General features: G+C 64.4%; 22 protein-coding genes. 13 read left to right on the forward strand and 9 right to left on the reverse strand.

Features of this window, described 5'->3' with window-relative positions:
- Positions 1-35 precede the first annotated feature (35 nt).
- Complete coding sequence (locus EJC47_RS01205) at positions 36-968, forward strand: LysR family transcriptional regulator (protein WP_126845149.1); 933 nt, start codon at positions 36-38, stop codon at positions 966-968.
- Here EJC47_RS01205 and EJC47_RS01210 read toward each other — a convergent pair.
- The gene (locus tag EJC47_RS01210; protein ID WP_033964054.1) at positions 938-1,849 is read right to left on the reverse strand and encodes a LysR family transcriptional regulator; all 912 of its coding nucleotides are present in this window, start codon (positions 1,847-1,849) and stop codon (positions 938-940) included. The two genes, EJC47_RS01205 and EJC47_RS01210, sit on opposite strands and share 31 nt — an antisense overlap.
- An 89-nt stretch (positions 1,850-1,938) precedes the next feature.
- Between EJC47_RS01210 and EJC47_RS01215 the strand changes: the two genes are divergently transcribed.
- Positions 1,939-2,811, forward strand: coding sequence for an aldo/keto reductase family oxidoreductase (locus EJC47_RS01215; RefSeq protein WP_126845150.1), 873 nt, complete (start codon positions 1,939-1,941; stop codon positions 2,809-2,811).
- Positions 2,812-2,817: 6 nt separating this feature from the next.
- On the opposite strand, the gene EJC47_RS01220 is transcribed toward EJC47_RS01215, so the two are convergent.
- Complete coding sequence (locus tag EJC47_RS01220) at positions 2,818-4,077, reverse strand: MFS transporter (RefSeq protein WP_033964051.1); 1,260 nt, start codon at positions 4,075-4,077, stop codon at positions 2,818-2,820.
- Positions 4,078-4,226: 149 nt separating this feature from the next.
- Here EJC47_RS01220 and EJC47_RS01225 point away from each other — a divergent pair, with 149 nt between their 5' ends.
- Positions 4,227-6,392, forward strand: coding sequence for a glycoside hydrolase family 65 protein (locus EJC47_RS01225; protein WP_126845151.1), 2,166 nt, complete (start codon positions 4,227-4,229; stop codon positions 6,390-6,392).
- Positions 6,389-7,057, forward strand: coding sequence for a beta-phosphoglucomutase (gene pgmB, locus EJC47_RS01230; protein WP_126845152.1), 669 nt, complete (start codon positions 6,389-6,391; stop codon positions 7,055-7,057). The genes EJC47_RS01225 and pgmB overlap by 4 nt, the downstream gene beginning before the upstream one ends.
- Here pgmB and EJC47_RS01235 read toward each other — a convergent pair.
- Positions 7,048-8,028 carry a LacI family DNA-binding transcriptional regulator gene (locus EJC47_RS01235; protein WP_260591431.1) on the reverse strand — a complete coding sequence of 327 codons (981 nt, stop codon included), beginning with the start codon at positions 8,026-8,028 and terminating at the stop codon, positions 7,048-7,050. The two genes, pgmB and EJC47_RS01235, sit on opposite strands and share 10 nt — an antisense overlap.
- Positions 8,029-8,399: 371 nt before the next feature.
- Between EJC47_RS01235 and EJC47_RS01240 the strand changes: the two genes are divergently transcribed.
- The gene (locus EJC47_RS01240; RefSeq protein ID WP_126845153.1) at positions 8,400-10,712 is read left to right on the forward strand and encodes a TonB-dependent receptor; all 2,313 of its coding nucleotides are present in this window, start codon (positions 8,400-8,402) and stop codon (positions 10,710-10,712) included.
- A gap of 66 nt (positions 10,713-10,778) precedes the next feature.
- On the opposite strand, the gene nikR is transcribed toward EJC47_RS01240, so the two are convergent.
- Positions 10,779-11,252 carry a nickel-responsive transcriptional regulator NikR gene (nikR, locus tag EJC47_RS01245; RefSeq protein WP_010406720.1) on the reverse strand — a complete coding sequence of 158 codons (474 nt, stop codon included), beginning with the start codon at positions 11,250-11,252 and terminating at the stop codon, positions 10,779-10,781.
- Positions 11,253-11,426: 174 nt separating this feature from the next.
- Here nikR and EJC47_RS01250 point away from each other — a divergent pair, with 174 nt between their 5' ends.
- Positions 11,427-13,565 (forward strand): TonB-dependent receptor, encoded by a 2,139-nt coding sequence (locus EJC47_RS01250; protein WP_126845154.1) that lies wholly within the window; start codon positions 11,427-11,429, stop codon positions 13,563-13,565.
- Between the two features lie 178 nt (positions 13,566-13,743).
- On the opposite strand, the gene EJC47_RS01255 is transcribed toward EJC47_RS01250, so the two are convergent.
- The 3 genes from EJC47_RS01255 to EJC47_RS01265 form a co-directional block, all read right to left on the reverse strand.
- Positions 13,744-13,992 carry a hypothetical protein gene (locus EJC47_RS01255; RefSeq protein ID WP_126845155.1) on the reverse strand — a complete coding sequence of 83 codons (249 nt, stop codon included), beginning with the start codon at positions 13,990-13,992 and terminating at the stop codon, positions 13,744-13,746.
- 26 nt (positions 13,993-14,018) lie between these two features.
- The gene (locus tag EJC47_RS01260) at positions 14,019-15,629 is read right to left on the reverse strand and encodes a DUF4331 domain-containing protein (RefSeq protein WP_260591432.1); all 1,611 of its coding nucleotides are present in this window, start codon (positions 15,627-15,629) and stop codon (positions 14,019-14,021) included.
- 102 nt (positions 15,630-15,731) lie between these two features.
- Positions 15,732-16,439 carry a hypothetical protein gene (locus EJC47_RS01265; protein WP_126845156.1) on the reverse strand — a complete coding sequence of 236 codons (708 nt, stop codon included), beginning with the start codon at positions 16,437-16,439 and terminating at the stop codon, positions 15,732-15,734.
- Positions 16,440-16,673: 234 nt separating this feature from the next.
- Here EJC47_RS01265 and EJC47_RS01270 point away from each other — a divergent pair, with 234 nt between their 5' ends.
- Together EJC47_RS01270 and EJC47_RS01275 are read left to right on the forward strand one after the other, a co-directional pair.
- Positions 16,674-17,147, forward strand: a complete 474-nt coding sequence (locus EJC47_RS01270; RefSeq protein WP_126845157.1) for a cupin domain-containing protein — start codon at positions 16,674-16,676, stop codon at positions 17,145-17,147.
- A 119-nt stretch (positions 17,148-17,266) separates the two neighbouring features.
- Positions 17,267-17,851: an RNA polymerase sigma factor gene (locus EJC47_RS01275; protein WP_185867518.1), complete on the forward strand. Its 585-nt coding sequence runs from the start codon at positions 17,267-17,269 to the stop codon at positions 17,849-17,851.
- Between the two features lie 13 nt (positions 17,852-17,864).
- Here EJC47_RS01275 and EJC47_RS01280 read toward each other — a convergent pair whose 3' ends face one another.
- Together EJC47_RS01280 and EJC47_RS01285 are read right to left on the reverse strand one after the other, a co-directional pair.
- Positions 17,865-18,347, reverse strand: a complete 483-nt coding sequence (locus EJC47_RS01280; protein ID WP_126845159.1) for a hypothetical protein — start codon at positions 18,345-18,347, stop codon at positions 17,865-17,867.
- Complete coding sequence (locus EJC47_RS01285; RefSeq protein WP_260591433.1) at positions 18,347-18,979, reverse strand: HupE/UreJ family protein; 633 nt, start codon at positions 18,977-18,979, stop codon at positions 18,347-18,349. Before EJC47_RS01285 ends, EJC47_RS01280 begins: the two co-directional genes overlap by 1 nt.
- 170 nt (positions 18,980-19,149) lie before the next feature.
- On the opposite strand from EJC47_RS01285, the gene EJC47_RS01290 reads away from it, so the two are divergent.
- From EJC47_RS01290 to EJC47_RS01310, 5 genes are all read left to right on the forward strand, one after another.
- Positions 19,150-19,959: a DUF4198 domain-containing protein gene (locus tag EJC47_RS01290; protein ID WP_260591434.1), complete on the forward strand. Its 810-nt coding sequence runs from the start codon at positions 19,150-19,152 to the stop codon at positions 19,957-19,959.
- A 76-nt stretch (positions 19,960-20,035) separates the two neighbouring features.
- Positions 20,036-20,650, forward strand: coding sequence for a lytic transglycosylase domain-containing protein (locus EJC47_RS01295; protein ID WP_126845161.1), 615 nt, complete (start codon positions 20,036-20,038; stop codon positions 20,648-20,650).
- Positions 20,647-20,982: a TrbC/VirB2 family protein gene (locus EJC47_RS01300; protein ID WP_033964034.1), complete on the forward strand. Its 336-nt coding sequence runs from the start codon at positions 20,647-20,649 to the stop codon at positions 20,980-20,982. Before EJC47_RS01295 ends, EJC47_RS01300 begins: the two co-directional genes overlap by 4 nt.
- Positions 20,979-21,266 carry a type IV secretion system protein VirB3 gene (locus EJC47_RS01305; protein WP_033964033.1) on the forward strand — a complete coding sequence of 96 codons (288 nt, stop codon included), beginning with the start codon at positions 20,979-20,981 and terminating at the stop codon, positions 21,264-21,266. The genes EJC47_RS01300 and EJC47_RS01305 overlap by 4 nt, the downstream gene beginning before the upstream one ends.
- Before the next feature lie 3 nt (positions 21,267-21,269).
- Entirely contained in the window at positions 21,270-23,642 is a 2,373-nt protein-coding gene (locus EJC47_RS01310; protein ID WP_126845162.1) for a VirB4 family type IV secretion/conjugal transfer ATPase, read from the forward strand.
- Positions 23,643-23,646: the final 4 nt, after the last annotated feature.

The raw sequence follows: 23,646 nt of genomic DNA on the forward strand, positions 1-23,646 counted from the left end.
CATGTCTGGCATGCAGATCCGGCTAGGGGATGGGGATGCCGCCAATCGATCTGAACCTGCTGACCGCGCTTGATGTGCTGCTCAGCGAATGCAGCGTCACCGCCGCCGCCCGGCAGCTCGGCCTAAGCGTTTCGGCGATGAGCCGGACGCTGGCGCGGCTGCGCGTTGCGACCGGCGACCCGTTGCTGGTCCAGGCCGGACGGGCGCTCGTCCCGACGCCCTATGCGGAACAATTGGCTGGACGCGTCCACAGGATCGCGCAGGAAGCGCGGTCGGTGCTTACGCCGACGATCGAACATATCGATCCGGCGACACTCGTGCGGACCTTCACGATTCGCGCCAATGAAGGGTTCGTCTCGGTGTTCGCGGCAGCTTTGGTCGCAGCGATCACCACGGCGGCACCGCACGTGCGGCTGCGCTTCGCGCCGAAACCGGACAAAGCGGCGGTGCCGCTGCGCGACGGCACGATCGACGTGGAAATCGGCACAATGGAAGCCTCGGCTCCCGAGCTGCGCAGCCAATTGCTGTTTCGCGATCGCTTCGTCGGTGTGGCACGGCGCGGGCACGCGCTATTGGACGGCGCAATCACGCCACACCGCTACGCAGCGTGCCGCCACGTTATCGCATCGCGGCGCGGCGCGTCGAGCGGACCGGTGGACGACGCACTCGACGCACTTGGGCTGCGGCGCGACATCGTCGCGATCGTATCGAGCTTCCTCGACGCGCTCGACATCGCCCGCCGTTCGGACCTTATCGCGCTGGTGCCGCACGCGTGCCTGCGAGGCGGAGCGGCGGCAACGGAGGGCCTCGTAGCGTTCGAGCTGCCGGTGACGACGCCGGATCTTTCGATCAGCGTGATGTGGCATCCGCGCCTCGACGCCGATCCGGCACACCGCTGGCTGCGCCAAATGCTGATCGCGACGTGCCGGCAAGCGGTTCAACCGGACGGGGCCAGGCGGGCGACGTAATCGATAAACGCCCGGAGCGGCGGTGGCACGAGCTTGCGACTGGAATGGTAGAGAAAAGGACCGGGAAAAGGCTGCCACCACGCCTCCAACACCGGCTCGAGCGCATGGCTCGCCAGAGGCGGCCGAAGCCAGTCTTCGAAAAGGTGGATCACGCCAACGCCGGCGATGGCCGCTTCGACGCCGAGATCTATAGCTCCCCCAACGCCAACGACCAGCCGGGCCCGCGGCTCGATCCGAACGATCTCGCCGTCGCGCTCGAATTCCCAGGGAGACGTCAACCGACCACTGGCGAAGCGACCGAGAATGCACGGATGCCGGAGCAAGTCGCGCGGGTGCGAAGGCCGACCATACCGATCCAGATGCTTCGGGGAGGCAGCGGTCGCGAAGCGTTGCACTCGCGGCCCGATCGGCAGCGCGATCATGTCCTGTTCCAGCTTGTCGTCGTAGCGAATGCCCGCGTCGCAACCCGCCGCCAACATGTCCACAAAACCGTCTTCGGCGATGATCTCGACCTTTATGCCGGGATGGGCCTGGAGAAAACCGGGCAGGATTGCCGACAAGATCAGCCGCGCCGCGCTAACCGGTACGTTCAGCTTGAGCGTGCCGGTCAGGCCATCGCGCAAGTCTCCCACCGCGCCAAGCGCCGCTTCCACCTCGCCCAGAGCAGGCGCGAGCCGTTCGAGCAGGCGCGCGCCGGCCTCGGTGGGAGCGACGCTGCGCGTCGTGCGGTGGAGCAGCCGGACCCCGAGCGACGCCTCCAGCCGACGCACGGCCTCGCTCAACGTCGAGGCGCTGACACCCGCAGTTCGGGACGCTTCGCGAAAGCCGCGCGCGCGCGCCACCGCCAGAAACGCGTTCAGGTCGGTCAGGCTCTGGTTCATTGTCTGCCTTTCCGCACAGCCCGTGCTGATCATGCCGGATTATCACCATAGTCGCCATGCCCTAGCTTGAGCAGGAAGGAGACAATCCCATGCACCCGATTGATCAGGCAGGCAGCTTCACCCTTGGCGACCGCGCGGTAAGGCGGATGGGATATGGTGCCATGCAACTCGCCGGGCCGCACGTATTCGGGCCGCCGAAAGACCGCGACGCCGCGATTGCAGTGCTGCGCGACGCCGTGGACGCAGGCGTGAACCATATCGACACCAGCGACTTTTATGGCCCGCACGTCGTCAATATGCTCATCCGCGAGGCACTATCGCCCTATGCCGAGGATCTTGTTCTCGTCACGAAGGTCGGCGCGGTACGCGGGGACGATGGTTCCTGGAACCTCGCAGACTCGCCCGACGACCTGCGCCGCGCGGTTGAAGACAACCTGCGCCATCTGGGGCTGGACACGCTTGAGGTGGTCAATTTCCGTTCCATGCTGGGCGGTGGCAATGCAGGACCGGCCGAGGGCTCGATCCGCGTCCCCTTCCAAGCCCTTGTCGGCATGCGTGAGGAAGGTTTGATCCGTCACCTTGGTCTCAGCAACGTGACCGCAGCACAGGTTGCGGAGGCGAGAGCGCTCGCGCCGATCGTCTGTGTGCAGAACCAGTACAATATCGCCCACCGCAGCGACGACGCGCTGATCGATGCGCTGTCAGAGGACAGCATCGCCTTCGTACCGTTTTTCCCGCTGGGGGGCTTCAGCCCGTTGCAATCGTCCCGATTGAACGCGGTCGCCCGCGACCTCCGCGCGACGCCCCTGCAGGTGGCGCTCGCATGGCTGTTGCGGCGCTCGCCCAACATCCTGCTGATCCCCGGGACCTCGTCGACCGCGCACTTGCACGAAAACCTGGCTGCCGCCTCGCTGAACCTGCCGGACGACGCGCTGGCGACGCTTAATGGGATTGGCAGCTAGGCAACCCTATCCTTCCTTGATTGCCCGAGGGGTGTTGGGGTGTGTCGCCAGTCGCTGGATCATCGTTGCCGCACCAATCAGCAGCACGATCGGCACAAGCAGGACATAAAACCCAACCGTTCCGCTGAACGCCGCCAGGAGATGCCCGACGATGAACGACCCGGTGGTGCCGCCCAGCGCGGAAAAGACGACGATCAGGCCAACCATCGCGGGCTGCTCCTGCGGCCGCATCGACGACAGGATCGCCGAATTCAGCGCCGGGTAGATCGGCGCCATCAACAAGCCGATCATCGGCAAAAGATACGCCGCGATCGGCGCTCCCGCCCAGCCGGTTACACGGCCATGATGCCCGGCGGCGAGCGGCAGCACCGCCAGCATCAGCAGCGCCATCCCGGCAAGACAGCCGCAGACCAGCGGAAACCAGCCGGTCCGCCGTACGACGACGCCAGCCCCCAGCCGCCCAAGCGCCAGGCACACCGCGAAGATCGACGCCGCCTGCACGCTCATTTGCGCCGACAGACCGAGCAATTCCCGATTGAAGGTCGGAAGCCACGACCCGATGCCTTGCTCGACCAGCACATAGCAGAAGATCGCCGCGATAAAGCTCAGCGTCAGCGGCCGCCAGGCGAGCGCGAGCATTTCGCCGAATTTCTGGCGCGCACTCTCGGGTGAAGTGCCCGTCGATTCGATCGCTGCGCCCTCGTCAAAAGGGGTTAGAGCCAACAGCACCAATGCAACCCCGCTTGCCGCCGCGAGCCCGTAATAGACGTTCAGCCACTGCGGGTCCGCCGGATTGACCGGGTTGATGAAGGCCGCGAAGATCCAGTATCCGCTCAGCACCCCGAGCATGAACACGCCCTCGATCACATTGAGCAGGGAAGCGTGCTGCGTGCTGTCCTTGGTCAGCAGGCCAACGAAACTATAGACCGAAACCTTGGCCACGCCGAAGCCGACCCCGACCGCAAGGAACATCAGTCGGGTGGTCCAGAAACCCGGTGCCAGCGGCATCGCCAGACATGCAAGCGCTACGACCCCGAGCGCGACGACCATCGCGCGGCGCAATCCGAAGCGCGGAAGCTGCGCGGCGAGCAGAAAGCTCGTCGCCGCGATCGACAGGTCCTTGAATCCCTCGAGCGAACTCGCCGCGCCCTTGGTGATATGGAAGGATTCGATCGATTGCAGGATCACGGTGCCCACGCTGTTGAGCAGCACGGCAAAAACCGCATAGGTCAGGGCAAGCCCGACGATCAATCGTGTTCGGTTCATGGTCCTCCCCTGCCGGATCGCCTATCCGGCTTATTGTCTTGACCACCTCCTATTATGAAATGCATATCATTGGCAAATCCGGCGCGCATGCGCCGTGTCAGGAGAGAGTTTGCGTGGGGCGGTCATTACCGGAAGCGTCGTTTGCTGCCATGCGTTTTGCGCGCGATGGCTGGTGCCTGGCTGCCGAAGGCCAGACCCTGCAGCTGCACCATGTTCCGGCGCTGTTTTCGATCGGCAACGGCTTTATCGGAATGCGCGGCCCGGGAGACGGGGCGGATGCGCCTAGGGTCTATCTGAACGGCGTTTATGAGCGCATGCCGATTGCCTATCATGAGGCGGCGCATGGCTATGCGCGCGAAACGGACCTGCGGCTCGCGGTGGCGGATGCGACCCGGCCAGCGATCGTGGTCGAGGGCCAGCCCGCTGCAGCAGCGAGCGCTGTCACGCTTGATCTCACGCGCTGCCTCCGCGCCGAAACGGTGCGGGCCGGTGGTATCGACGTAACGATCGAACAATTCGTGTCGATGGCGCAAACCGCACTCGTCCTCACCCGCGTCCGGTTTCCCGCAGGAAAAGACGTGGTGGTAACGCCGTTGGTGACGCCGCCTCCTGGCAGCGAGGCACCCGTCGCTGCCGAACCGCAAAGCGACGCGATTTACGATCCGCGCATCGCGCCCACCCTCGCCGACAGCCCGTGGCGCAAGCTCGAGCTCCGCGCCGGTCCCGGCATCGCGGCGCGCACCGACCGCCTGCACCGCAGCGGCTTCGTGGTGGCGAGCGCGATGCAGGAAATCGGACGCCGTACCGCCGGCAATTTGGTCGAGGTCGATTTCGTGTCGGGCTATCAGGCCGCGCGCGACGAACCCGTACTGGAGCCGCTGCTTGCCACGCTCAACGCGGCGCAAGCGCGGGGCTATGACGCGTTGCTGGCGGAACAGACCGCATGGTTCGCCGACTTCTGGTCGAGCAGCACTGTCAGCATTCCGGACCAGCCCGAAACCGAACTGGCGATCCGCTATGCGCTTGCGGAATTGACGATGGCAGTCGGGCGCGACGGCAAGACCTCGATCGGGGCCAAGGGGCAGACCGGTGAGGGCTATGAAGGCCATGTCTTCTGGGATGCCGATCTCTACGTGCTGCCGGTATTTGCCTTCACGCAACCGGCGATTGCCCGGGCGATGCTCGCATGGCGGATTTCGGGTCTGGATGCCGCCCGCGACAATGCCCGCGCGATGGGCCAGACCGAGGGTGCGCTCTATCCTTGGCGAACGATCGGCGGGCACGAATGCTCCTCCTATTTCCCCGCCGGGCCTGCGCAATATCACATCAACGCCGACATCGCCTACGCGCTGGAAACCTATCTTGCGGCGACCGGCGACCGCACGATTCTCAACCAGGGCGGGGCGGCGATGCTGGTGGAGACCGCGCGCATCTGGCTGGCGATCGGATACCATGATGGGGATCGCGACGATGCCTTCGTCATCAACCGCGTGACCGGCCCCGATGAATATTCGGCGATCGTCGACAACAACCTCTATACCAATGTGATGGCCGCACGGCATTTGCGCTTCGCCGCGCGCGAAGGGCTGGCACTGTCGCTACTGGATGCGGCGGAAGCCGCGCGGATGGTGCGTGCTGCCGACGCGATGCTCCTGCCGTTTGACGATGCACGGCAGGTCTATGCGCAGGACGATGGCTATTTCGCGCTCGATCCATGGCCGTTCGCCGACACCCCGCCGGAGAAATATCCGCTGCTGCTGCACTTCCACCCGCTCGCCATTTATCGGCGGCGGGTGTCGAAGCAGGCGGACGCAGTGCTGGCAGTGGCGCTGCTCCCCGAAGCCTTCGCCGACACCATGCGGCAGCGGATGGTCGAGACCTATGAGGCGACGACGACCCACGATTCGACCCTGTCCGCCAGTGCCTTCGCCACCGCAGCGGCGCGTGCGGGCGATGGCGCGCGCGCGGCGCACTATTGGCGTGTCGCCGCGCTGACCGATTTGTCCGATCTGTTCGGCAATACCGATCACGGGCTGCATATGGCCGCCTTGGCGGGAAGCTGGACGACGCTGGCGATGGGCTTTGCCGGGATGCGAGTCGAGGGCGACACGCTCTGTTTCGATCCGGTCGAGATTCCCGGCCTGCCCGAATACCGCTTTTCCATCACCTATCGCGGTGTGCCGGTCGAAGTGACGGTCTCCGGTGCCACCGCGCGCGTATCGGTGCGGGGCGACCACGCCGTGCAGATCCGCATCGCGGGCGTCGATGTGGCGACGTCCTCGGAAATCCAGAACGCGCGAGCGACCGTATCATGACCTTCCGCGCCGCACTTTTCGATCTGGATGGCGTGCTGGTCGACAGCGCGCGTCTGCATTTCGTCGCCTGGAAACGGATCGCCGATGAGCTCGATATTCCCTTCGACGCGGACGACAATGAAGCGCTGAAGGGCGTCGATCGCATGGGGTCGCTCGAGCACATCCTGCGGCTTGGGGGCCGCACGCTGGACCTGCCCGCGAAAGAGCACCTCGCCGCCCGCAAGAACGGCTTCTACCTCGATGCCCTGACGACGATGAGCGACGCCGACGTGCTGCCCGGTGCTGCGGCATTGCTGGCGCAGGCGCGCGAACGCGGGTTGCTGCTAGGGGTCGCCTCCGCCAGTCGGAATGCCACGGTCGTGCTGGAGCGGGCCGGGCTCTCGGGTGCCGTTGATTTCGTCGCCGATGCGGCAAAAGTGGCGCACTCGAAACCTGCGCCGGACATCTTTCTTGCTTGCGCGACGGGCTTGGGCGTGGGGCCGGCCGAGTGTGTCGGCTTTGAGGACGCGGCGGCTGGCGTGGACGCAATCAAGGCCGCCAGCATGGTGGCGATCGGGATTGGCGACCGCGAGATTTTGGCCAAAGCCGATTTGGTCTTCGCGGCAACCGCCGATGTCGATCTCGACCGCGTTTTGCGGCTGTCCCCGAGCGCGCCTCAGGTCTGACGGACGATCAGCCGCGTCGGCAACAGGCTCGATTTGGGCCTGCCGCCTTCGAGGATCTGCATCAGCTTTTCGACCAGAATTGCGCCCGCCAAATGGGTTTCCTGCTCGATCGTCGTCAGCGCGGGCGTGAAATCGGCGGCGGGCGGAATGTTGTTATAGCCGCACAATGCGTAGTCGGTCGGCGCTTCCAGCCCGAATTCGCGGAACGCGGCAACGATCGCGATCGCAGCGGTATCCGAAAAGGCGAAAACGGCGTCGGGCGGGGGATTCTTCTGCAGCCACGCCACCATGCTTTGATAGGTGGAGGCATAGGCCATCTGCTCGACATCGAGATGCGCCACGCTGACATCGCCGTGCTTGGCGGCAACCTCGCACAGGCCGTCATAGCGCATGCGGATTTCGGAATGGGCGATGTTGCCGACATACAACCAGCGTTTGGCCTGGCGTTTGACGAACAGCTCACCGGCAAGCTGCCCGCCAAGCCGATTGTCGCTGCCGACCGAGCAATAGGGTTCCTTGGGATCGACCCCGCCCCACACGACAAACGCCGCACCGGCGCGCGCAAGATCGCGCAGCATCGGTTCGCGCACACCCTGGCCGAGGAAAATGAAGCCGTCCGCCACGCGCGAACTGATCAGGTCGAGATGGCTTTGCACGTCGGTGAGGCTGGGGGGCGACAATAACAGGTCCTGGTTGCGGACCGACAATGCCTCCGAAACGCCTGCCAGCAATTCAAAGATGAACGGGTCGGCAATCCGCCCCGCACGATGCGATCCGAAATCGAGCACCACCGCGACAGTGTCGTTACGCGCCTGCCGCAGCTTCTGTGCGTTGCGATTGATCGCATAGCCATGTTCGCGCGCCACGCGCAGGACACGCTCGCGCGTTTCCGCATTGACCAGCGGGCTGTTGTTGAGAACGCGCGACACCGTTGGCTTTGACACGTTCGCAAGCTGGGCAATGTCCCCCATGTTCAAATCCATGGCGCGTCGACGCAAGACAGGGCTCCTCATTTCCCGGGCAGGCAGGCGGTCGTTGAAACGGATTCCCGATAGACGGTGAAACTGCCCACCCCGCCTGAATGCGATGAAATACGCATGGACGGGAAGGTGATGCAACACGTGCTTCTCACGAGGCGGGCGAGCTGCCGTTTGGGTTTGCCCCGCCAAACCCCGGACCCGGCAGGTCGAGCGGCACCACTAGCGCCTTATACGATTGTTTTTCCGCTATATTTTTCAACATTCCGCGAACTGTAACAAACCATTGAAATGCAATTCATAGACGTGTATCCCTCCTGTCATAGCCGGTTCCCGAGCAGGAATGCGGCGTGAGGGAGAGGAAGATGAAAGTTTCGCGCAATCGCTCTTTGGTCGCCGTTTCGGGGGTCGCGCTGGCGATCGCACTGGCCAGCCCCGCTGCCGCCCAGGACGTCCCTTCGCCGACAGCGCAACCAGCGGTCAGCGCACCGGCTGACACAGCCGACCAAACCGACATTGTCGTCACCGGGCGCCCCGCGGGCAGCGGAATCAACAAGCTCGAGGCCGGTTACTCGATCACCACCCTTTCCGCCGACGACTTGAAGCTGCAGGCCCCGAAGAGTTCGGGCGACGCGCTCAAATCGATTCCTGGCGTCTGGGTGGAAAGCTCTGGCGGCGTCGGCACCTCCAACATCTTCGTGCGCGGCATCCCCAGCACCGGGGACGCACCGTTCGTGACGCTGCAGTTCAACGGGATCCCGGTCTACGGGGTCAGCAGCCTCTCCTTCATGGACCAGACGGGGTTGGTCCGGATCGACGAGACCGTCGCCGGAATCGAGGGCGTCAATGGCGGCCCGCAGTCGCTCTATTCGGACGGCCAGGCCGGTCTCACCACCAATTTGCGCCTGCGTGAAGGCGGCGAAGTGACGCATGGCAGCATCGGCGCATCGATCACCGACTATAGCGCCTGGCGAACCGACGGCTATCTCAGCGGCAAGGTCGCGGACGACCTCTATTACATGGTCGGCGGCTATATTTCGCGCGGGGACAGCGTGCGACGCGCCGGGTTCGACACCGAAAAGGGCCAGCAATTCACCGCGAACATCACAAAGAAGTTCGCGGGCGGCAAATTCAACATTTTCGCGCGCTACACCGACGATCACGGTGAATGGTTCCTGCCCTTCGCGGCCAACGTGCCGGGTCTAGATCTGGGCCGCTACAACCAGCTCAACCAATATACCCGCTATGCGACGATCATTTCGCCCGGTGCGGCGGGCAGCGGTGCGACCGAGCGAGTCGATCTCGCCCAGGGGCGCGGCTGGAAGGGCGTCGTAACCGGTGCCAGCCTCGATTACGATTTCGGCGGCGGCCTGTCGGTCACCGACCGGTTTGGTTTCACCAGCGGCACGCTGCGCACGGCTGGCCTGGTTCCGGCGGGGGCAGGCGCGGTAACGGTTGCGACCGCGCTGGCGACTGCCGGCACGCCCGGCCAGACCACGGTGCGCACGCTCAATACCGGGCAAACGCTCGCCGCGACCGACTATGTGCAGCAATTCGGATCGTGGTTGGTCGAAAAGAAGCTGCAGAACGTTTCCAACGAAGCGGTGCTGAACTTCAAGCGCGGTGCCAACACGCTCAATCTCGGCTATTATTTCTCGCACTTCACCTCGGATGACGCATGGAGTCTGGGCGGCAATCGCTGGACGCAGGTTGGCGGGTCGGGCGATCTCGTCAATCTCAATAATGGAACCCTGTCCGCCTTCGACATTTCCGATCGCGGCCGCGCCGATGTGAACGCGGTCTATCTGTCGGATTCGTTCAACATCACCGAAGCGCTGCGGATCGACGCAGGGGTGCGCCACCAGTGGACCGATATCGATTTCACCATCACCGGCAACGGCCTGCCCAACGCAGCGAAAATCCACCGCGAAGCCACGCCGTGGACCGTCGGCGTCAACTACCGTGCGCTGCGCAATCTCGACGTCTATGCCCGGATATCGCAGGGGTATCACTCGCCGTCGTTCGACGATGTGCGGTCACAGCTCGGCAATACCGGGCCGCGGCTCGACCTGAACTGGAGCGTGCGCTCCTATGAAGGCGGTGTGAAGTATCGCGGCGGCGGTTTCGAGGCCGCACTGACCGGCTTTTATGACGAGGTCGTGGGCGCGGTGTACAATGACGTTGGCGTGCCCCCGCAAATTGCAGGTTCGAAGACCAAGGGCATTGAGCTCGACGCATCCTACCATCATGCGAGCGGCCTCGGGTTCACCGGCAACGCCGTGCTCGAAGATGCGAAGACCGACACGCCAGGCATCCCGGCTATCGACGGGAAGAATGCGCAACGTATTCCGTCTTATCAGGTTCGCGTGACGCCGACCTATACCACCCGCATCGCGGACGACAGCGACCTAACGCTCTATGGCACCTATGAAGCGATCGGGAAGCGCTACAGCGATCTCGCCAACACCCAGTTGTTGCCTGCTTATGCGACGGTCAGCGCGGGGCTTCGCGCCAAGATCAAGGGCTACACCTTGCAGGTGGCTGGCGACAATCTGACCAACTCGCATGGCCTGACCGAGGGCAACCCGCGCTTCCTGGCCGGGCCAGGGGCCGCGCTGCCCGACGTGCGCCCGATCTTCGGGCGGTCGTACCGGGTCACAGTAAGCTACGCCTTCTGACGAAGAGTGAGGAGCGGCGCGCCGACCCTCGGCGCGCCGCTCATTTTATGCGCGCGGCCGGTCCGCTCAGCCGTGCAGTGGCGACAAATGGCTTTTGCTGGCGTGGTGGTGCGCGCCTTCGGTGTGGTGATCGCCATTGGGTTCGACCGCCACCACATTGACCGAGCCGAAACGCACCCCCCGTTCCGCGCGGATCAAATCCGCCAGCGCCCGAACGGCAAGCGTCGGTCCCTTTAAAATAACCGTCTCGAACAAGCTGGTATGATCCAGAATGATCTGCGTCGACGAGACGATGAGATCATGATGCTGATGCTTGATGTCGAGCAACCGTTGCGCGAGCAAGCGCGTGCTGTGGCTATAGACATAGGCAAGGTTCGCGACACACTCCCCCTCCGTCGTCGAGTTGCGATGATGCGTCTCCACGGCCTCGCGCACCAGATCGCGAACTGCCTCCGAGCGCGTTTGATACCCCTGCTCCTTGAGCATCGCATCGAACAGCGGCGCAATCCTGAGATCTAGCGAAACGGTGACGCGTTGCATCGTTGGGGAGCTCCTATTGTCCCCACATATCGCAGTGGGAGACCGCACGGTATTTTTATCCAACGCAGCTCCCCCGAATTTCTTTGCAAGCGGAGGCAACCAAATCGACGGCGCGAAACGTACCCTTTCACGTGTGAACTTTTTCAAAAAACTGCATACAAAAGGGAAACGCCCGTGCCACAAAAGACCCCGTCCGCAAGCGCGATCCAAGCCGCGCGGGACCGTGGCACCGGGCGATCGCTACAATGGCGAGAGCTGCTGTGCGGGGCGGCCACCTTGCTGATCGCGCAATCGGTCGTCACGAACCTCGCCGCCGCGCAAGATATGCCGCAAGCCCCCGATTTTCCGGCGCCGACCGACGCCCAGCACCCCGACGACATCATCGTCTACGGTCGTGCCATCGCCCAGATCGGCATTGCCACCTCGGGATCGCAGGGTGTTGTCGGCTATAAGGATTTCGCGGACAAACCGCTCTCGCGGGTTGGCGAGTTGGTCGAGAATGTGCCGGGCGTGATCGCGACCCAGCATTCGGGCACGGGCAAGGCCAATCAATATTTCCTGCGCGGCTTCAACCTCGACCACGGCACCGATTTCGCAGGGTTCGTCGATGGCGTGCCGATCAACATGCGCACGCATGGCCATGGCCAGGGCTATCTCGATCTCAATTTCCTCATTCCCGAGCTGGTCGAACGGATCGACTATCGCAAAGGCCCCTATTTTGCCGATGTCGGGGATTTTTCGGCCGCCGGCACGGTCAAATTCACCACCGCCGACCATCTGGCGCAGCCGATCGCGCAAGTCACCGCCGGGAGTTTCGGCTATTATCGGGCGTTGGCGGCGGGCAGCACCGGGGTGGCGGGCGGCGATCTGCTGCTCGGGCTCGATGGCACGGTGTCCGATGGGCCGTGGGTGCTGAAGGAACGGCTGCGTAAGGTGAATGCGCTTGCCAAATATACGCGCGACGGCTTCAGCCTCGGCTTGACCGCCTATCACGCGACCTGGAACTCCACCGATCAAGTGCCGCTCCGCGCGATCGACAGCGGCTTGATCAGCCGCTTTGGCAATATCGATCCCTTTCTTGGCGGCGAAACCACGCGGATCGGGCTGACCGGCAACGGCCATTTCGACAATACCGAGGTTTCGCTGTTCGGCCTCTATTACCGCTTCCGCCTGACCTCCAACTTCACCTATTTCCTCGATGATCCGGTCAATGGCGACGAGTTTCAACAGCGCGACCAGCGCGGCGTTTTCGGCGGGTCGATCCGCCACACCATGCCGACCACCATCGCCGGCCTGCCCGTGACATTCGTGATCGGTGGCGACACGCGCTACGATCATATCGGCAAGATCGGCCTGTATCACACCGTCAAGGGCGTGCCGATCGGCACCGTGCGGCAGGACCGGGTGGAGGAATATAGCGCTGCCTTATATGGCGAGGCGACTGCTGCCCTGACCCCGCGCCTGCGCCTCGTCCTCGGGTTGCGCGGCGACCTTTACGGCTATGATGTGCACGCACAAACGCAGGCCGCCAATTCCGGAAGCGGATCCGACACCATCCTCGGGCCAAAGGCTGCTCTTGCGTGGCGCGCGACCGACCATCTCGAACTCTATGCCAATTATGGCGAGAGCTTTCACTCCAATGACGTGCGCGGTGCCGCGATCACGGTAGACCCCAAGAGCGGCGCGCCCGCCGACCGCCTGCCGGTTTTGGTGAAGGCGCGCGGCGTCGAGCTGGGCGCGCGCGTGGAGTATAAGCGCTTCACCGCATCGATCGTCGGCTATTATCTGACGCTGGGGTCTGAACTGGTCTTCTCGGGCGATGACGGGACGACCGAACCCAATGACGCGACCCGTCGCTATGGAACCGAGGCCACGCTGTTCTGGCGGCCGACATCGTGGCTCGCGCTCGACGGATCGGCGGCCTTCACCCATGCGCGCTTTCACGACGTGGCGGTCGGGCAGGATCGCATTCCCAATTCGGTCGGCAACGTCCTGGCCGGCGGCGCGGCGGTCGATTTCGGACATGGAATCACCGGGTCGGTACGGTTGCGCCACTTTGGCAGCGCGCCGCTGATCGAAGACGGCAGCGCCCGCTCGCAGCCGACCACGCTCGTCAATTTCGGGGGATATTACACGCTGGGCCGGTTGAAACTTGGCGTCGATGTCCTGAACGTGTTCGATGCGAAAGACGCCGACATCACCTACTTTTACACCTCGCGCCTGCAGGGCGAAGCGAGCGGCGGCGTCGACGATTACCACCTGCACCCGGTCGAACCGCGCCAGGTGCGCGTCAGCTTGCGCTACGGATTTTAGCGTCCCCGTTCGCCCTGAGCCTGTCGAAGGGCCGGCTCCGCATGAGATTTGCCAGAGGGGGATGGGGCTTCGACAGGCTCGGCCCGAACCGAAGATAACAAAACGGCCGCTGCGGTTGAACCGCAGCGGCCGTCGCCTTGGACAATCGGGCCGGGCCACAAAGGCCCGACCCAACCGTTCATTTCGGCAGGGTTTGTGGTGTCGCCGCCGGATCGACCGGGATGATGTCGCCGGGCTTAACCGCCGCCGGGGTCGCGTTGGGCGACGCCTGGAAGGCGCTGTTGAATCCGGTCCCGAATTGCTCCTGGAATGCCGGGCTTGGCGTCGGCGTGGGTGTTGGCGTCGGCGTCGGGGCGTTATACCCAGAACAACCGGCCAGTCCGAGCGCCAGTCCGGAGACCGACAGGATGAGCGCGATTTTTCTCATGCTTCCATTCCTTTCGGAGACGGCGGTCACTGGCCAACCCGGTGCGCGGAGAGCGGCGTCCCAGGCAGCGGGGCGTTCAGATAGGGGAAGGTTCCCTGCACATCATTGGCGCTGATCGGCGCACCGTCGGTATACGGCACCTGTCCGGTCGGGGCATCGCCGGGCTTGCACAGGCCAAGATCCGTCGGAGCACCGTTCGCGCCGATCGGCACGGGGTAGCACAACGCGCCCATCGCAACGCGCAGCGTGATATCGACCGTATCATCGCCCGGACGACGACCGTTCGGGTAGCCGGCCAGATCGCCGGCTGCGACGCCGAGATTGGCCTGCTTCGCCTGCGGCGTGACCGGAACATTGGTGTTCAGACGCATCATTTCCGAAGCCGTGACGGTGCCGAGCTGGTTCAAATTCTTGAAGCCGGTGAGGAAGGTGGCCACAAGATCGGCACGCGGGAAGTTGGTCGGAGCGAGCGTCTTGAAGTTCGCCTTGGCCAATTGGTTTACCGGCGCGAGGAAGAGCTGGTTGAGCACTTCGGGATAGGTCGGATTGGTGACATAGGTGCCGAACTGCGCATCATCCTTGGGGTCCGATGCGTTGAACTTGTCCTTGTCGGGCAGGCCGATGACAAGCTCGTTCACCAGCGGCATCGCCAGGCGCGACACCTGGGTGTAAGCACCACCCGACAGCGTCGGCGCGGCATAGCTTGCCTTGGGATCGACCAGACGCGCCTGCGGCAGGCTGGCCGTCTGCCATCCGCCGATCACGCCGTTGCTGCCCTGGGGCGTCAGGCAGCTGATCGGAACTTCCATTGCGATGCTGGTGACGTTCTTCTTGCCGACCAGTTCGTCATTCGCGCGGTTCTGGGTGATGCCCAGCGGAAAACCGCCCTTGTCGCCCGCGCCCGGTGCCGAATCGCCCTCGATCGGCACGAAGTTGACCATGTCGAAGATGCCGCCGAGATTGACCGCGAACGCTTCGGCGCGCTGACCCACGAACACACGACCCGGCATGCCGCAACCGGGAATGTTTACGTTGTAAACGAACTGCTTGGCATAGCTGTTATAATCGGGGAACGTCTTCACGCCGGTATTGTCGAGCGGCTTGGTGAAGGTCGTCCCGCCACCTGCGGCGTTGGTGATCGCAGCGCGGGTGCCGGTGTGGCGATCGCCCGTGATCAGCGTAACGGTATAGGATTCGACTTCGGCGGTATTCGGGTCGGTGGTCTTGGTCACCGGGCCGCTCTGGCGCAGCGCGGTCGCCACATTGGTGCCGCCGATGTTGAGCATCAGGCCGCCATTTTGCAGCGTGTTGCTGAACTTGAACTGATAGGTCAGATGTTCCTTGGCATCGCCGACATTGTCGATGTGGATTTCATAAACCGCATCGGGATCCATCGTGAAATAGTTGGGGCCGCCGCCCGGATCCTGCAGCGGCTGATAGTTTGCGATCAGCGTGACATATTGGTCGCGACCGGGTTCGTAGCTGCGGAACATGTAGAAGTCGGTCGAATCGGTCTTCGGCGACTTGGTGATGCCGGGGGCTTCCCGGTGGCTGGAGGCAAAGCTGGCGGCGGCATCGGTCACCAGGACCGTGGTCGCCAACATGAGCCCGACGAATTTACGTGTGCGTGGTTTCACTGCTATCTCCGGGGATATGGATCGATCCCCGATTGGGACCGCACCTTCGTTACGCAGCCGCGCGAAATCCGGATCACCCCGCCGAAAATATTGTGCCAAAAATTATGGGCTGGTCGTCAAATCCCCCCAGCGCCACTGGCCCGATCCGATCACGATCGTGGTGGTTTTGCTGCCGCTGCTCACGAACAGAAATTGCGGGCCAATGTTCACGGCGGCAAGGCAGTCCGGCTTGGCGGCCAGCACTTCGCGCAGCACGATCTCGCGCAACATCACCGCGCCGGGATCGGTATCGGCGATGAGCCAGCGACCGTCCCACAGCAGCAACGCACCCGCGATCGAGGTCGATCGTGCCGGGATGCGTTCTAGCGCACGTTGCGCAAGCGGGTTGGCCTGGAGGTCGCGCGCGAGATCCTGCGCCAGGCTACAGGGCGCTTCCGCTCCGTGCTGCCCCGATAGCGGCTCGAACGCCGCGAGGCTCGCTTCATCCGCTTCGTGACTCGGGACGAGATCAGGATCGATCGCGGCAGGCCCGACCGCCAGAGGTGCGGGCTTTGCCAGTTTCGGTTTGGGTATTGGGAGTGGTGTCGCCTTTGCCGCGCGTTGGGCAGGGCGGGTGGCCGCGACCGCCTGAAGGTTAAAGACCGAGAGCGGCACCGAGATGCCGTTCGCGCCATGGGATGGAGAGCCGGGCACCGGGACCCCGAAGGAAAACCCCCAAAATGCCAGGATCAGTTCAAGCGCGGCAACACATAGCGACAGGCCGATCGCCGCGAGGCGACGGCGCAGGAGCGGCGGCTCAGGCCACGACACGGTTGATCGCCACATGCCCGTCGCGTGACTTTGCTGAACCGAATGAGACCATGATGCGTTTACGAAGCGATCGATCAAATGGATGCGCCGTTGGCAGGTGGAACCGCGATCCCCGAGCTTCGGCACGGAGGCGCGCCGGATTGTGGATCATGCGCCATCGCTATGGTAGCGCATCGCAATTGGGAAATGCTGCGTAAGAGCTGAGGAATAGTGGGTGAAGGGCACCGGTTCGATATGACGATGGTTGAAGACGCGGGGCCTGAAAGCGGCCGATCGGATCCATCGGCATCGGTCGATTCGGATGGCGATGCGCGCTGGCAGCAAATCGAGGCGCGCATTGCCGCCTTGGTGGCGGCGCGCCCGCGCTTGACGATTACCAAGGACTCGGCCGTGTGGCTGAGCATCGGGCCCAAGGTGCTGAAGCGCCAACTCTATGTCGATGCCAATGCGGGTTGGGAATCCTATTATCTGAAGCTGGAACCCGGTGCCGAGGTGCCACCGCATTCGCACGCGTCGGTGGAAGAGTGCCTGGTCCTGTCGGGCGAAATCGAGGTCGATGGCGACATCGCACGCGAGGGCGATCTCCATATTGCCTTTACCGGGCATGATCACGGCACGCTAACCAGCCGCGACGGTGCGCTCCTCTACATTCGTGGGCCGCTGGCCCCGCTTGACGAAGACACGCCCGGCGACCCGTTCGACCTGTAATCCCGGAGGTTACGCGAACCGGCCCCACTCGCCCCGCATCCTTTCGGATGGCCCGCCCGTATTGGGGATGTCGGTGCCTTCAGGCAGCCCGACACGATCTTGAGACGGGTGGGGGTATCATGTCGAGTGCACTAAAAACGGCGGACCAAACCGCTGCGATCGACAGGTTCGACCTTGCCCTCTCGCGCTTGCTCAGTGCCACCGCCGCCGGTGACACGCGCGCCTTTCGCGCCCTTTATGACGCGATCAACCGCCGCCTGTTCAACATTGCGCTGCGCATCGTCGGCCAGCCCGTGATCGCAGAAGACGTGACGCAGGACACCTTCGTCCGCGTCTGGTCGCAGGCCAAGCAGTTCGATCCGGCCAAAGGCCCGGCAATGGCATGGATTTCGCGCATCGCCCGCAACGCCGCGATCGACCATGTCCGCCGCAACCGCACACAGTTGGAAGACATTGCCGATCATGTCGACCACATCGCCTCACTTGCGGACCCGGTGATCGAGCGGCTCGACATGTTCAGCGGCTTTTCGAAACTGGCCGACAAGCAACGCGAGGTTCTGACGCTCGCCTTGGTCTATGGCTACACGCATGAGGAACTGGCTACGGTGCTCTGCGTCCCCGTCGGCACCGCCAAAGCGAGAATGCGGCGCGGGGTGCAACAATTGCGGGTGTTTTTCGATCAGGCAGTGGCGCTGTCCTCCTGACGCCAAGCCAGGCTCACTCCATGTGATCGGGCTTGTAGCCCGGTGTCGGTGTCAGCATCAGGATCATTTCCATCACCCCGATCGCCAGCAGCCAGCTTGCCGCCACTTTCAGCGCGATTCCGCGCCCGGTCAGCACCAGCCAACGCGCCGGAACGCACAACAGCACAAGCGGGACCGCGACCAGCAGGTTTGCCGCGCCCCCGCCGACACGCGCCACCAGACAGGCCCACACGCCTGCGTTAAGGCCCAGCACCACAGCGGTGGCGCGGTTCATGCCGCGGGGCAGATGGACGCAGCCCGCCAGCACGACGGTGCTGACCCAGCAGCCCAGGAAAATCGCGTCGGCGTGATCGGGCGTGACCGGCAGCAGCAAGGCGGCGGCACATCCGAACAGCAAGGCCGCTACAGCGATCCCCCAGATGCGGGTCGGCACGAACCCCAGCGCCAGCGCCAGCGCGACGCACAGCATCGCCGATGGAAGCAGACCGTCGCGCATCACAGCAACACGCGGGCCAGGAAATACAACCCCGTCACGCCAATGCCCGCGCCCAGACCTTTGACGAACAGCGCGCCGCGCCGCGTATCGTTCACGGTTCCGACTGCGATACCGGCGATATGCAGCAGCCCGGTACTGAGCACGAAGCCCGCGCTATAGCCGATCGGATCGGCGGCGGACGGCAATTCGCGGCCATGCGCATAGCCGTGGAACAGCGCGAACACGCCAACCATGACCGACGCCAGCCACACCGGCGGGCGCAGGCCGAACGCAATCGCCATGCCCAGCATCAGCACCGACAGCGCGATGCCGAGTTCGACCGGCGGCACCGGCGCGCCGACCATCCCAAGGATCGCCCCGCCCGCCATCATCGCAGGGAAGATCACCGGCAAGGCGACCAGCAACGGCCGCCCCAGAATCGCGCCCCACAGACCGACCGACACCATCGCCAGCAAATGATCCATTCCGCTGAGCGGATGGAGCAACCCGGAAACGAACCCGCCCGCCAAACCCGTACCGGTATGCGCGCTGGCGGGCGTCGCGAGCACGCTCGCCAGGGTGACCGCACAGGCCAGCGGCACAAGCGGCGACGGGCGTGTGGGCGCGACCGGATTGTTTACCCGGCGCTGCACCAAAATCCGGCCCTGCTCCGTAAAGACAACATCGCTTGGGAGAATTCCAGACCGTGTCATTATCCAACCTTGTCGCCCGGGAATGTGCCAGGCTTACGGGCCAGCGCGCCAAATCGATGCCTTTGCGCCGGATGAAGCTGCGTCGCGGGACCATGTGGCGCTTAGGCGCAGTGGCCGTTTTGGCGGTGCCCGGCCTGGCGCTGGCGCATGATTTCTGGATCCAGCCCAACGCCTTCTGGGTTCCGTCCGGCGGCACCACCACCATGTCGATTCTGGTCGGCCACGGCAGCTATCGTTCGAAATCGCTCATCGAGGCGAACCGCATCACGCGGTTCGACCGCTATGGCCCCGACGGCCACAGCGACCGGCGGCCCGAGCTGAAGCTGGGGTCCGCCACGACCGATACCACGCTCCATTTCGGACCGCCAGGCGAGTATATGTACGCGCTGGCGACCAATCCGACGCCGAGCGAACTGCCCGGCATCCGCTTTACCGATTATCTGAAGGTGGAGGGATTAACCCCCGCGCTCGCACTGCGCCAACGCACGGGCATGACCGATTCCCCCGGACGCGAGCTGTATTCGCGCCGCGCCAAGGCGTTGATCCAGGTGGGCAACGCGCCCGCCACCGACGTGGCGACCCGGCGCATCGGCCTCAGCCTGGAACTGGTGCTGGAGCGCGATCCCTACACCTTGCCGCCGGGGGCCGATTTACCGGTGCGCGTGTTTTACGAAGGCAAGCCGCTGGCGGGCGGCACGGTCAAGCTGAACAACCTCGATTTCGACGAACGTCCGCTCGCCACGCATGTGACCGACGCCGCCGGGCGCGCTTTATTTCGCGTGCCGCGCATCGGAAACTGGCAGCTCAACGTAATCTGGACAAAGCCGATCAAGGGCAATCCCAAAGCGGATTTCGAAACGACGTTTTCGAGCCTGACCTTCGGCTATCCCCGGCCCCCGATGTCGCGCCGCGCGCCGTAAGGCGACGGCTGGCATCCGGGCGCTATCAACCGCGGTTGGCGATACACGTCGCCCCGCAGCGAAGGATCGCGAGACGATGACGCGGATCGGCGTGTGGAGCATAAGAGCAGCGGCAGCGACCGCGCTCGGCTTCGCCGTGCCGGTATCGGCGCAAGTGATCGAAATCGGCACCGACGGCCAGACCAGCGTTTATACCGGACCGACGCAATTCACCGCCGAGGGCAGTCGCGCGATCGTGCCTCCGGCCCCGGTGCGCGAACCCCGCGCCTCCACCAACCCGACCGCGCAAGCCGCCACGCGCGCCGGGCTCGCGACGGGGGTCAGCCCAGCGTTGATCGAAGCCGTGGCGTGGCAGGAATCGCGCTTCCGTGCGGGCGTGGTGTCGCGCGCCGGTGCGATTGGCGAGATGCAGTTGATGCCCGCCACCGCCCGCGCATTGGGGGTGAACCCGTATGATTCGGAACAGAATTATCAGGGCGGCGCGCTGTATCTCGCGCGGCTGATGCGGCGCTATCGCGGCGATCTCGTGCTCAGTCTCGCCGCTTACAATGCCGGTCCGGGTGCGGTCGATCGCTGGCGCGGGGTGCCGCCTTACCGTGAAACGCGCGCTTATGTCGGGGCGGTGCTCGGGCGGCTCGGCAGCACCGTCGAGGGCGTCGCCCCCAAGTTCAAGCAGAGGAATGATCGATGATATCGCTTCGGCGCACTCCTATTCTTGCGCGTCCCGTCGCGGCGGGCCTTGGCCTGCTGTGGAGCACGATGGCGCACGCGCAATCCGCCTCGCTCGACCCGTCGGGATCGGGCGTGATCGTGTCGGCGGTCGATTGGGTGCAGGGCACGCTGCTCGGCGCGGTGGCGACCTCGCTGGCGGTGATCGCGGTTGGCGCGACCGGGTTGGGGATGCTCACCGGCCGCATTGACTGGCGGCGCGGCGCAACGGTGATCCTCGGATGCTTCATCGTGTTCGGGGCCGCCGCGATCGTCGCCGGGATCAAATCCGCCGCGACGGGGCCAGGGCTGTGAACGCGCCGCTCGCCCGCGATCCGGTGTTCGGCGCGCTGACCCGGCCGCAAATGTTCGCGGGCGTTACCTACAGCTTCTTCGTGCTCAACGCGGTCATCACGATGGAGGCGTTTCTCGTCACCAAATCGTTTTTGGTGCTGCTGCTGTCGCTCGTCATCCATCTGGGCGGGTATCTCGCATGCCTGCGCGAGCCGCGCTTCTTCGATTTGTGGATGACCAAGCTCGCGCAATGCCCGCGCGGGCGCAACCACGCCTATTGGCGTTGCAACTCTTACTGTCCCTGAACGATGCTGGCGCGCACCTCCCCGGTTGACCAGCCCCCGAGCTTCGCCCGTGAACGCTCGGCGGGCGCGTATTTGCCCTATGCCCGCGCGCTCGACGATGCGACGATCGAGCTGCGCGACGGGCGGATGATGCAAGTCGTCCGGCTGACCGGCTTCCCGTTCGAGACGGCGGATTCGGAGGAACTGAATTACCGCAAGACGCTGCGCGACACGATGCTGCGCGGCATCGCCGATGCGCGCTTCGCGCTCTATCATCATGTCGTCCGCCGCGAAGTGCAGCCGGTGTTCGAAGGGACCTTTGCCGATCCCTTCAGCCAGTCGCTCGACACCGCGTGGCGTACCAAGCTGTCCAGCCGGAAACTCTACGTCAACGACCTGTTCATCACGCTGGTGCGGCGGCCGCTGCCGGGGCGGATCGGGGTGCTGCAAAATCTGGTGCGCGGGAGCGGACGCGCGGAGAGTAACGCGCGGCGGATGCGCGATCTGGTCGCGCTCAACGCCGCGCGCGACATCCTGCTTGCTTCGCTCGAACCCTATGGCGCGCGCTTGCTCACCAGCTATGCCGGGCCTGTCGGACGCTGTTCGGAACCGCTCGAATTTCTCGCATTGCTCTACGGCGGCGATTTGCGCCGGGTGATGGAGCCGGGCGGCGATTTCGGCCATTATCTGCCCGATCGCCGGATCAGCTTCGGGGCCGACGCGCTCGAACTCGCGGCCACTGGCGATGCGCCGCGTCGCTTCGCGGCGATGGTCTCGATCAAGGATTATCCGGCGCAGACCGTGCCGGGCATGTTCGACGATTTGCTGCGCCTGCCCGCCGAAATGGTGCTGAGCGAGAGCTTCGCCTTTGTCGATCGCCAGGCGACACTCGACCGCATGAACCTCGCTTTGCGCCGGATGAAGGCCGCCGATGATGAGGCGCTGAGCCAACGCTACGAACTGGCATCGGCCAAGGACGATGTCGCGGCGGGGCGGTCCGGTTTTGGCGAGCATCACCTGACCGTGATGGTCAAGGCCGACACGCTCGACGCGCTCAATTTCGCCGCCGCCGATGTGCAGACCGCGTTTAGCGAACTGGGCGTGATCGCGGTGCGCGAGGACGTTAATCTCGAAGCCGCTTATTGGGCGCAGTTCCCCGGCAATTTCAAATTCATCGCGCGGCGCGCCTTGGTGTCGAGCGGCAATTTCGCCAGCCTGGCCAGCGGCCATTGCTTCCCGTCCGGGTCGGCGCAGGGCAACCATTGGGGCCCGGCGATCACGGTGTTAGAGACGACATCGGCTGGCCCCTATTATTTCAATTTCCACAAGGGCGATCTCGGCAATTTCACCGTGATTGGCCCGTCGGGCGCGGGCAAGACGGTGGTGATGGGCTTCCTGCTCGCCCAGGCGCAGAAGCTGTCGCCGCGCACGATCTATTTCGACAAGGATCGCGGCGCGGAGATTTTCCTGCGCGCGATTGGCGGGCGCTACGATCTGCTACGCCCCGGCCAGCCGACCGGGCTCAACCCGCTGCTGCTGGAGGACGAACCGGCCAACCGGCGCTTCCTGTGCGACTGGGTGGCCAAGCTGGTGTCGGGCACTGGCCCCGCGCTCGACGCGGAGGATCTGGCGCGCATCGCCGATGCGGTCGACGCCAATTTCAGCCAGCCGCGCGCGCTCCGGCGGCTGCGCTATTTCGTCGAGCTGTTCCGTGGACGCGGACGCCCGACCACGCTCGATCTCGCCGCGCGGCTGGCCGCGTGGTGCGGCAAGGGCGATTATGCGTGGCTGTTCGACAATGAGGAAGACGCGCTCGATCTCGACGTGGCGACGCTCGGCTTCGACATGACGCAAATCCTCGACGATCCCGCCGCGCGCACGCCGGTGATGATGTACCTGTTCCACCGCGTCGAACAGCGGCTGGATGGCACGCCCAGCATCATCGTGATCGATGAAGGCTGGAAAGCGCTCGACGATCCCGCGTTCGTGCTGCGCATCAAGGACTGGGAAAAGACGATCCGCAAACGCAACGGCATCGTCGGTTTCTGCACCCAAAGCGCATCGGACGCGCTGGCCAGCCAGATTTCCAGCGCGATCATCGAGCAAGCCGCGACGCAGATTTTCATGGTCAATCCCAAGGCGCAGGCAGTCGATTATTGCGACGGCTTTGGCTTGACCGCGCATGAATTCGACCTGATCCGCACGCTGCCTGACACGGCGCGCTGCTTCCTGATCAAGCATGGCAATGACAGCGTGATCGCGCGGCTCAATCTGGGCGGTATGCCCGATTTGCTGACGATCCTGTCGGGCCGCGAAAGCAGTGTGCGCCGCCTCGATGCGATCCGCGCCGAGGTCGGCGACGATCCGGCGCAGTGGCTGCCACGGCTGCTGGCTTAGCCGC

The sequence above is a fragment of the Sphingomonas sp. TF3 genome (assembly GCF_003985085.1).
GTDB lineage: Bacteria > Pseudomonadota > Alphaproteobacteria > Sphingomonadales > Sphingomonadaceae > Sphingomonas.

Coding starts and splice junctions, on each gene's coding strand:
- EJC47_RS01255 (WP_126845155.1), bottom strand. CDS start 13,992: ATGAGAAAAATCGCGCTCATCCTGTCGGTCTCCGGACTGGCGCTCGGA.
- EJC47_RS01220 (WP_033964051.1), bottom strand. CDS start 4,077: ATGAACCGAACACGATTGATCGTCGGGCTTGCCCTGACCTATGCGGTT.
- EJC47_RS01205 (WP_126845149.1), top strand. CDS start 36: ATGCCGCCAATCGATCTGAACCTGCTGACCGCGCTTGATGTGCTGCTC.
- EJC47_RS01300 (WP_033964034.1), top strand. CDS start 20,647: ATGATATCGCTTCGGCGCACTCCTATTCTTGCGCGTCCCGTCGCGGCG.
- EJC47_RS01295 (WP_126845161.1), top strand. CDS start 20,036: ATGACGCGGATCGGCGTGTGGAGCATAAGAGCAGCGGCAGCGACCGCG.
- EJC47_RS01210 (WP_033964054.1), bottom strand. CDS start 1,849: ATGAACCAGAGCCTGACCGACCTGAACGCGTTTCTGGCGGTGGCGCGC.
- EJC47_RS01240 (WP_126845153.1), top strand. CDS start 8,400: ATGAAAGTTTCGCGCAATCGCTCTTTGGTCGCCGTTTCGGGGGTCGCG.
- EJC47_RS01270 (WP_126845157.1), top strand. CDS start 16,674: ATGACGATGGTTGAAGACGCGGGGCCTGAAAGCGGCCGATCGGATCCA.
- EJC47_RS01225 (WP_126845151.1), top strand. CDS start 4,227: ATGCGTTTTGCGCGCGATGGCTGGTGCCTGGCTGCCGAAGGCCAGACC.
- EJC47_RS01235 (WP_260591431.1), bottom strand. CDS start 8,028: ATGGGGGACATTGCCCAGCTTGCGAACGTGTCAAAGCCAACGGTGTCG.
- EJC47_RS01310 (WP_126845162.1), top strand. CDS start 21,270: ATGCTGGCGCGCACCTCCCCGGTTGACCAGCCCCCGAGCTTCGCCCGT.
- nikR (WP_010406720.1), bottom strand. CDS start 11,252: ATGCAACGCGTCACCGTTTCGCTAGATCTCAGGATTGCGCCGCTGTTC.
- EJC47_RS01280 (WP_126845159.1), bottom strand. CDS start 18,347: ATGCGCGACGGTCTGCTTCCATCGGCGATGCTGTGCGTCGCGCTGGCG.
- EJC47_RS01275 (WP_185867518.1), top strand. CDS start 17,267: ATGTCGAGTGCACTAAAAACGGCGGACCAAACCGCTGCGATCGACAGG.
- EJC47_RS01215 (WP_126845150.1), top strand. CDS start 1,939: ATGCACCCGATTGATCAGGCAGGCAGCTTCACCCTTGGCGACCGCGCG.
- pgmB (WP_126845152.1), top strand. CDS start 6,389: ATGACCTTCCGCGCCGCACTTTTCGATCTGGATGGCGTGCTGGTCGAC.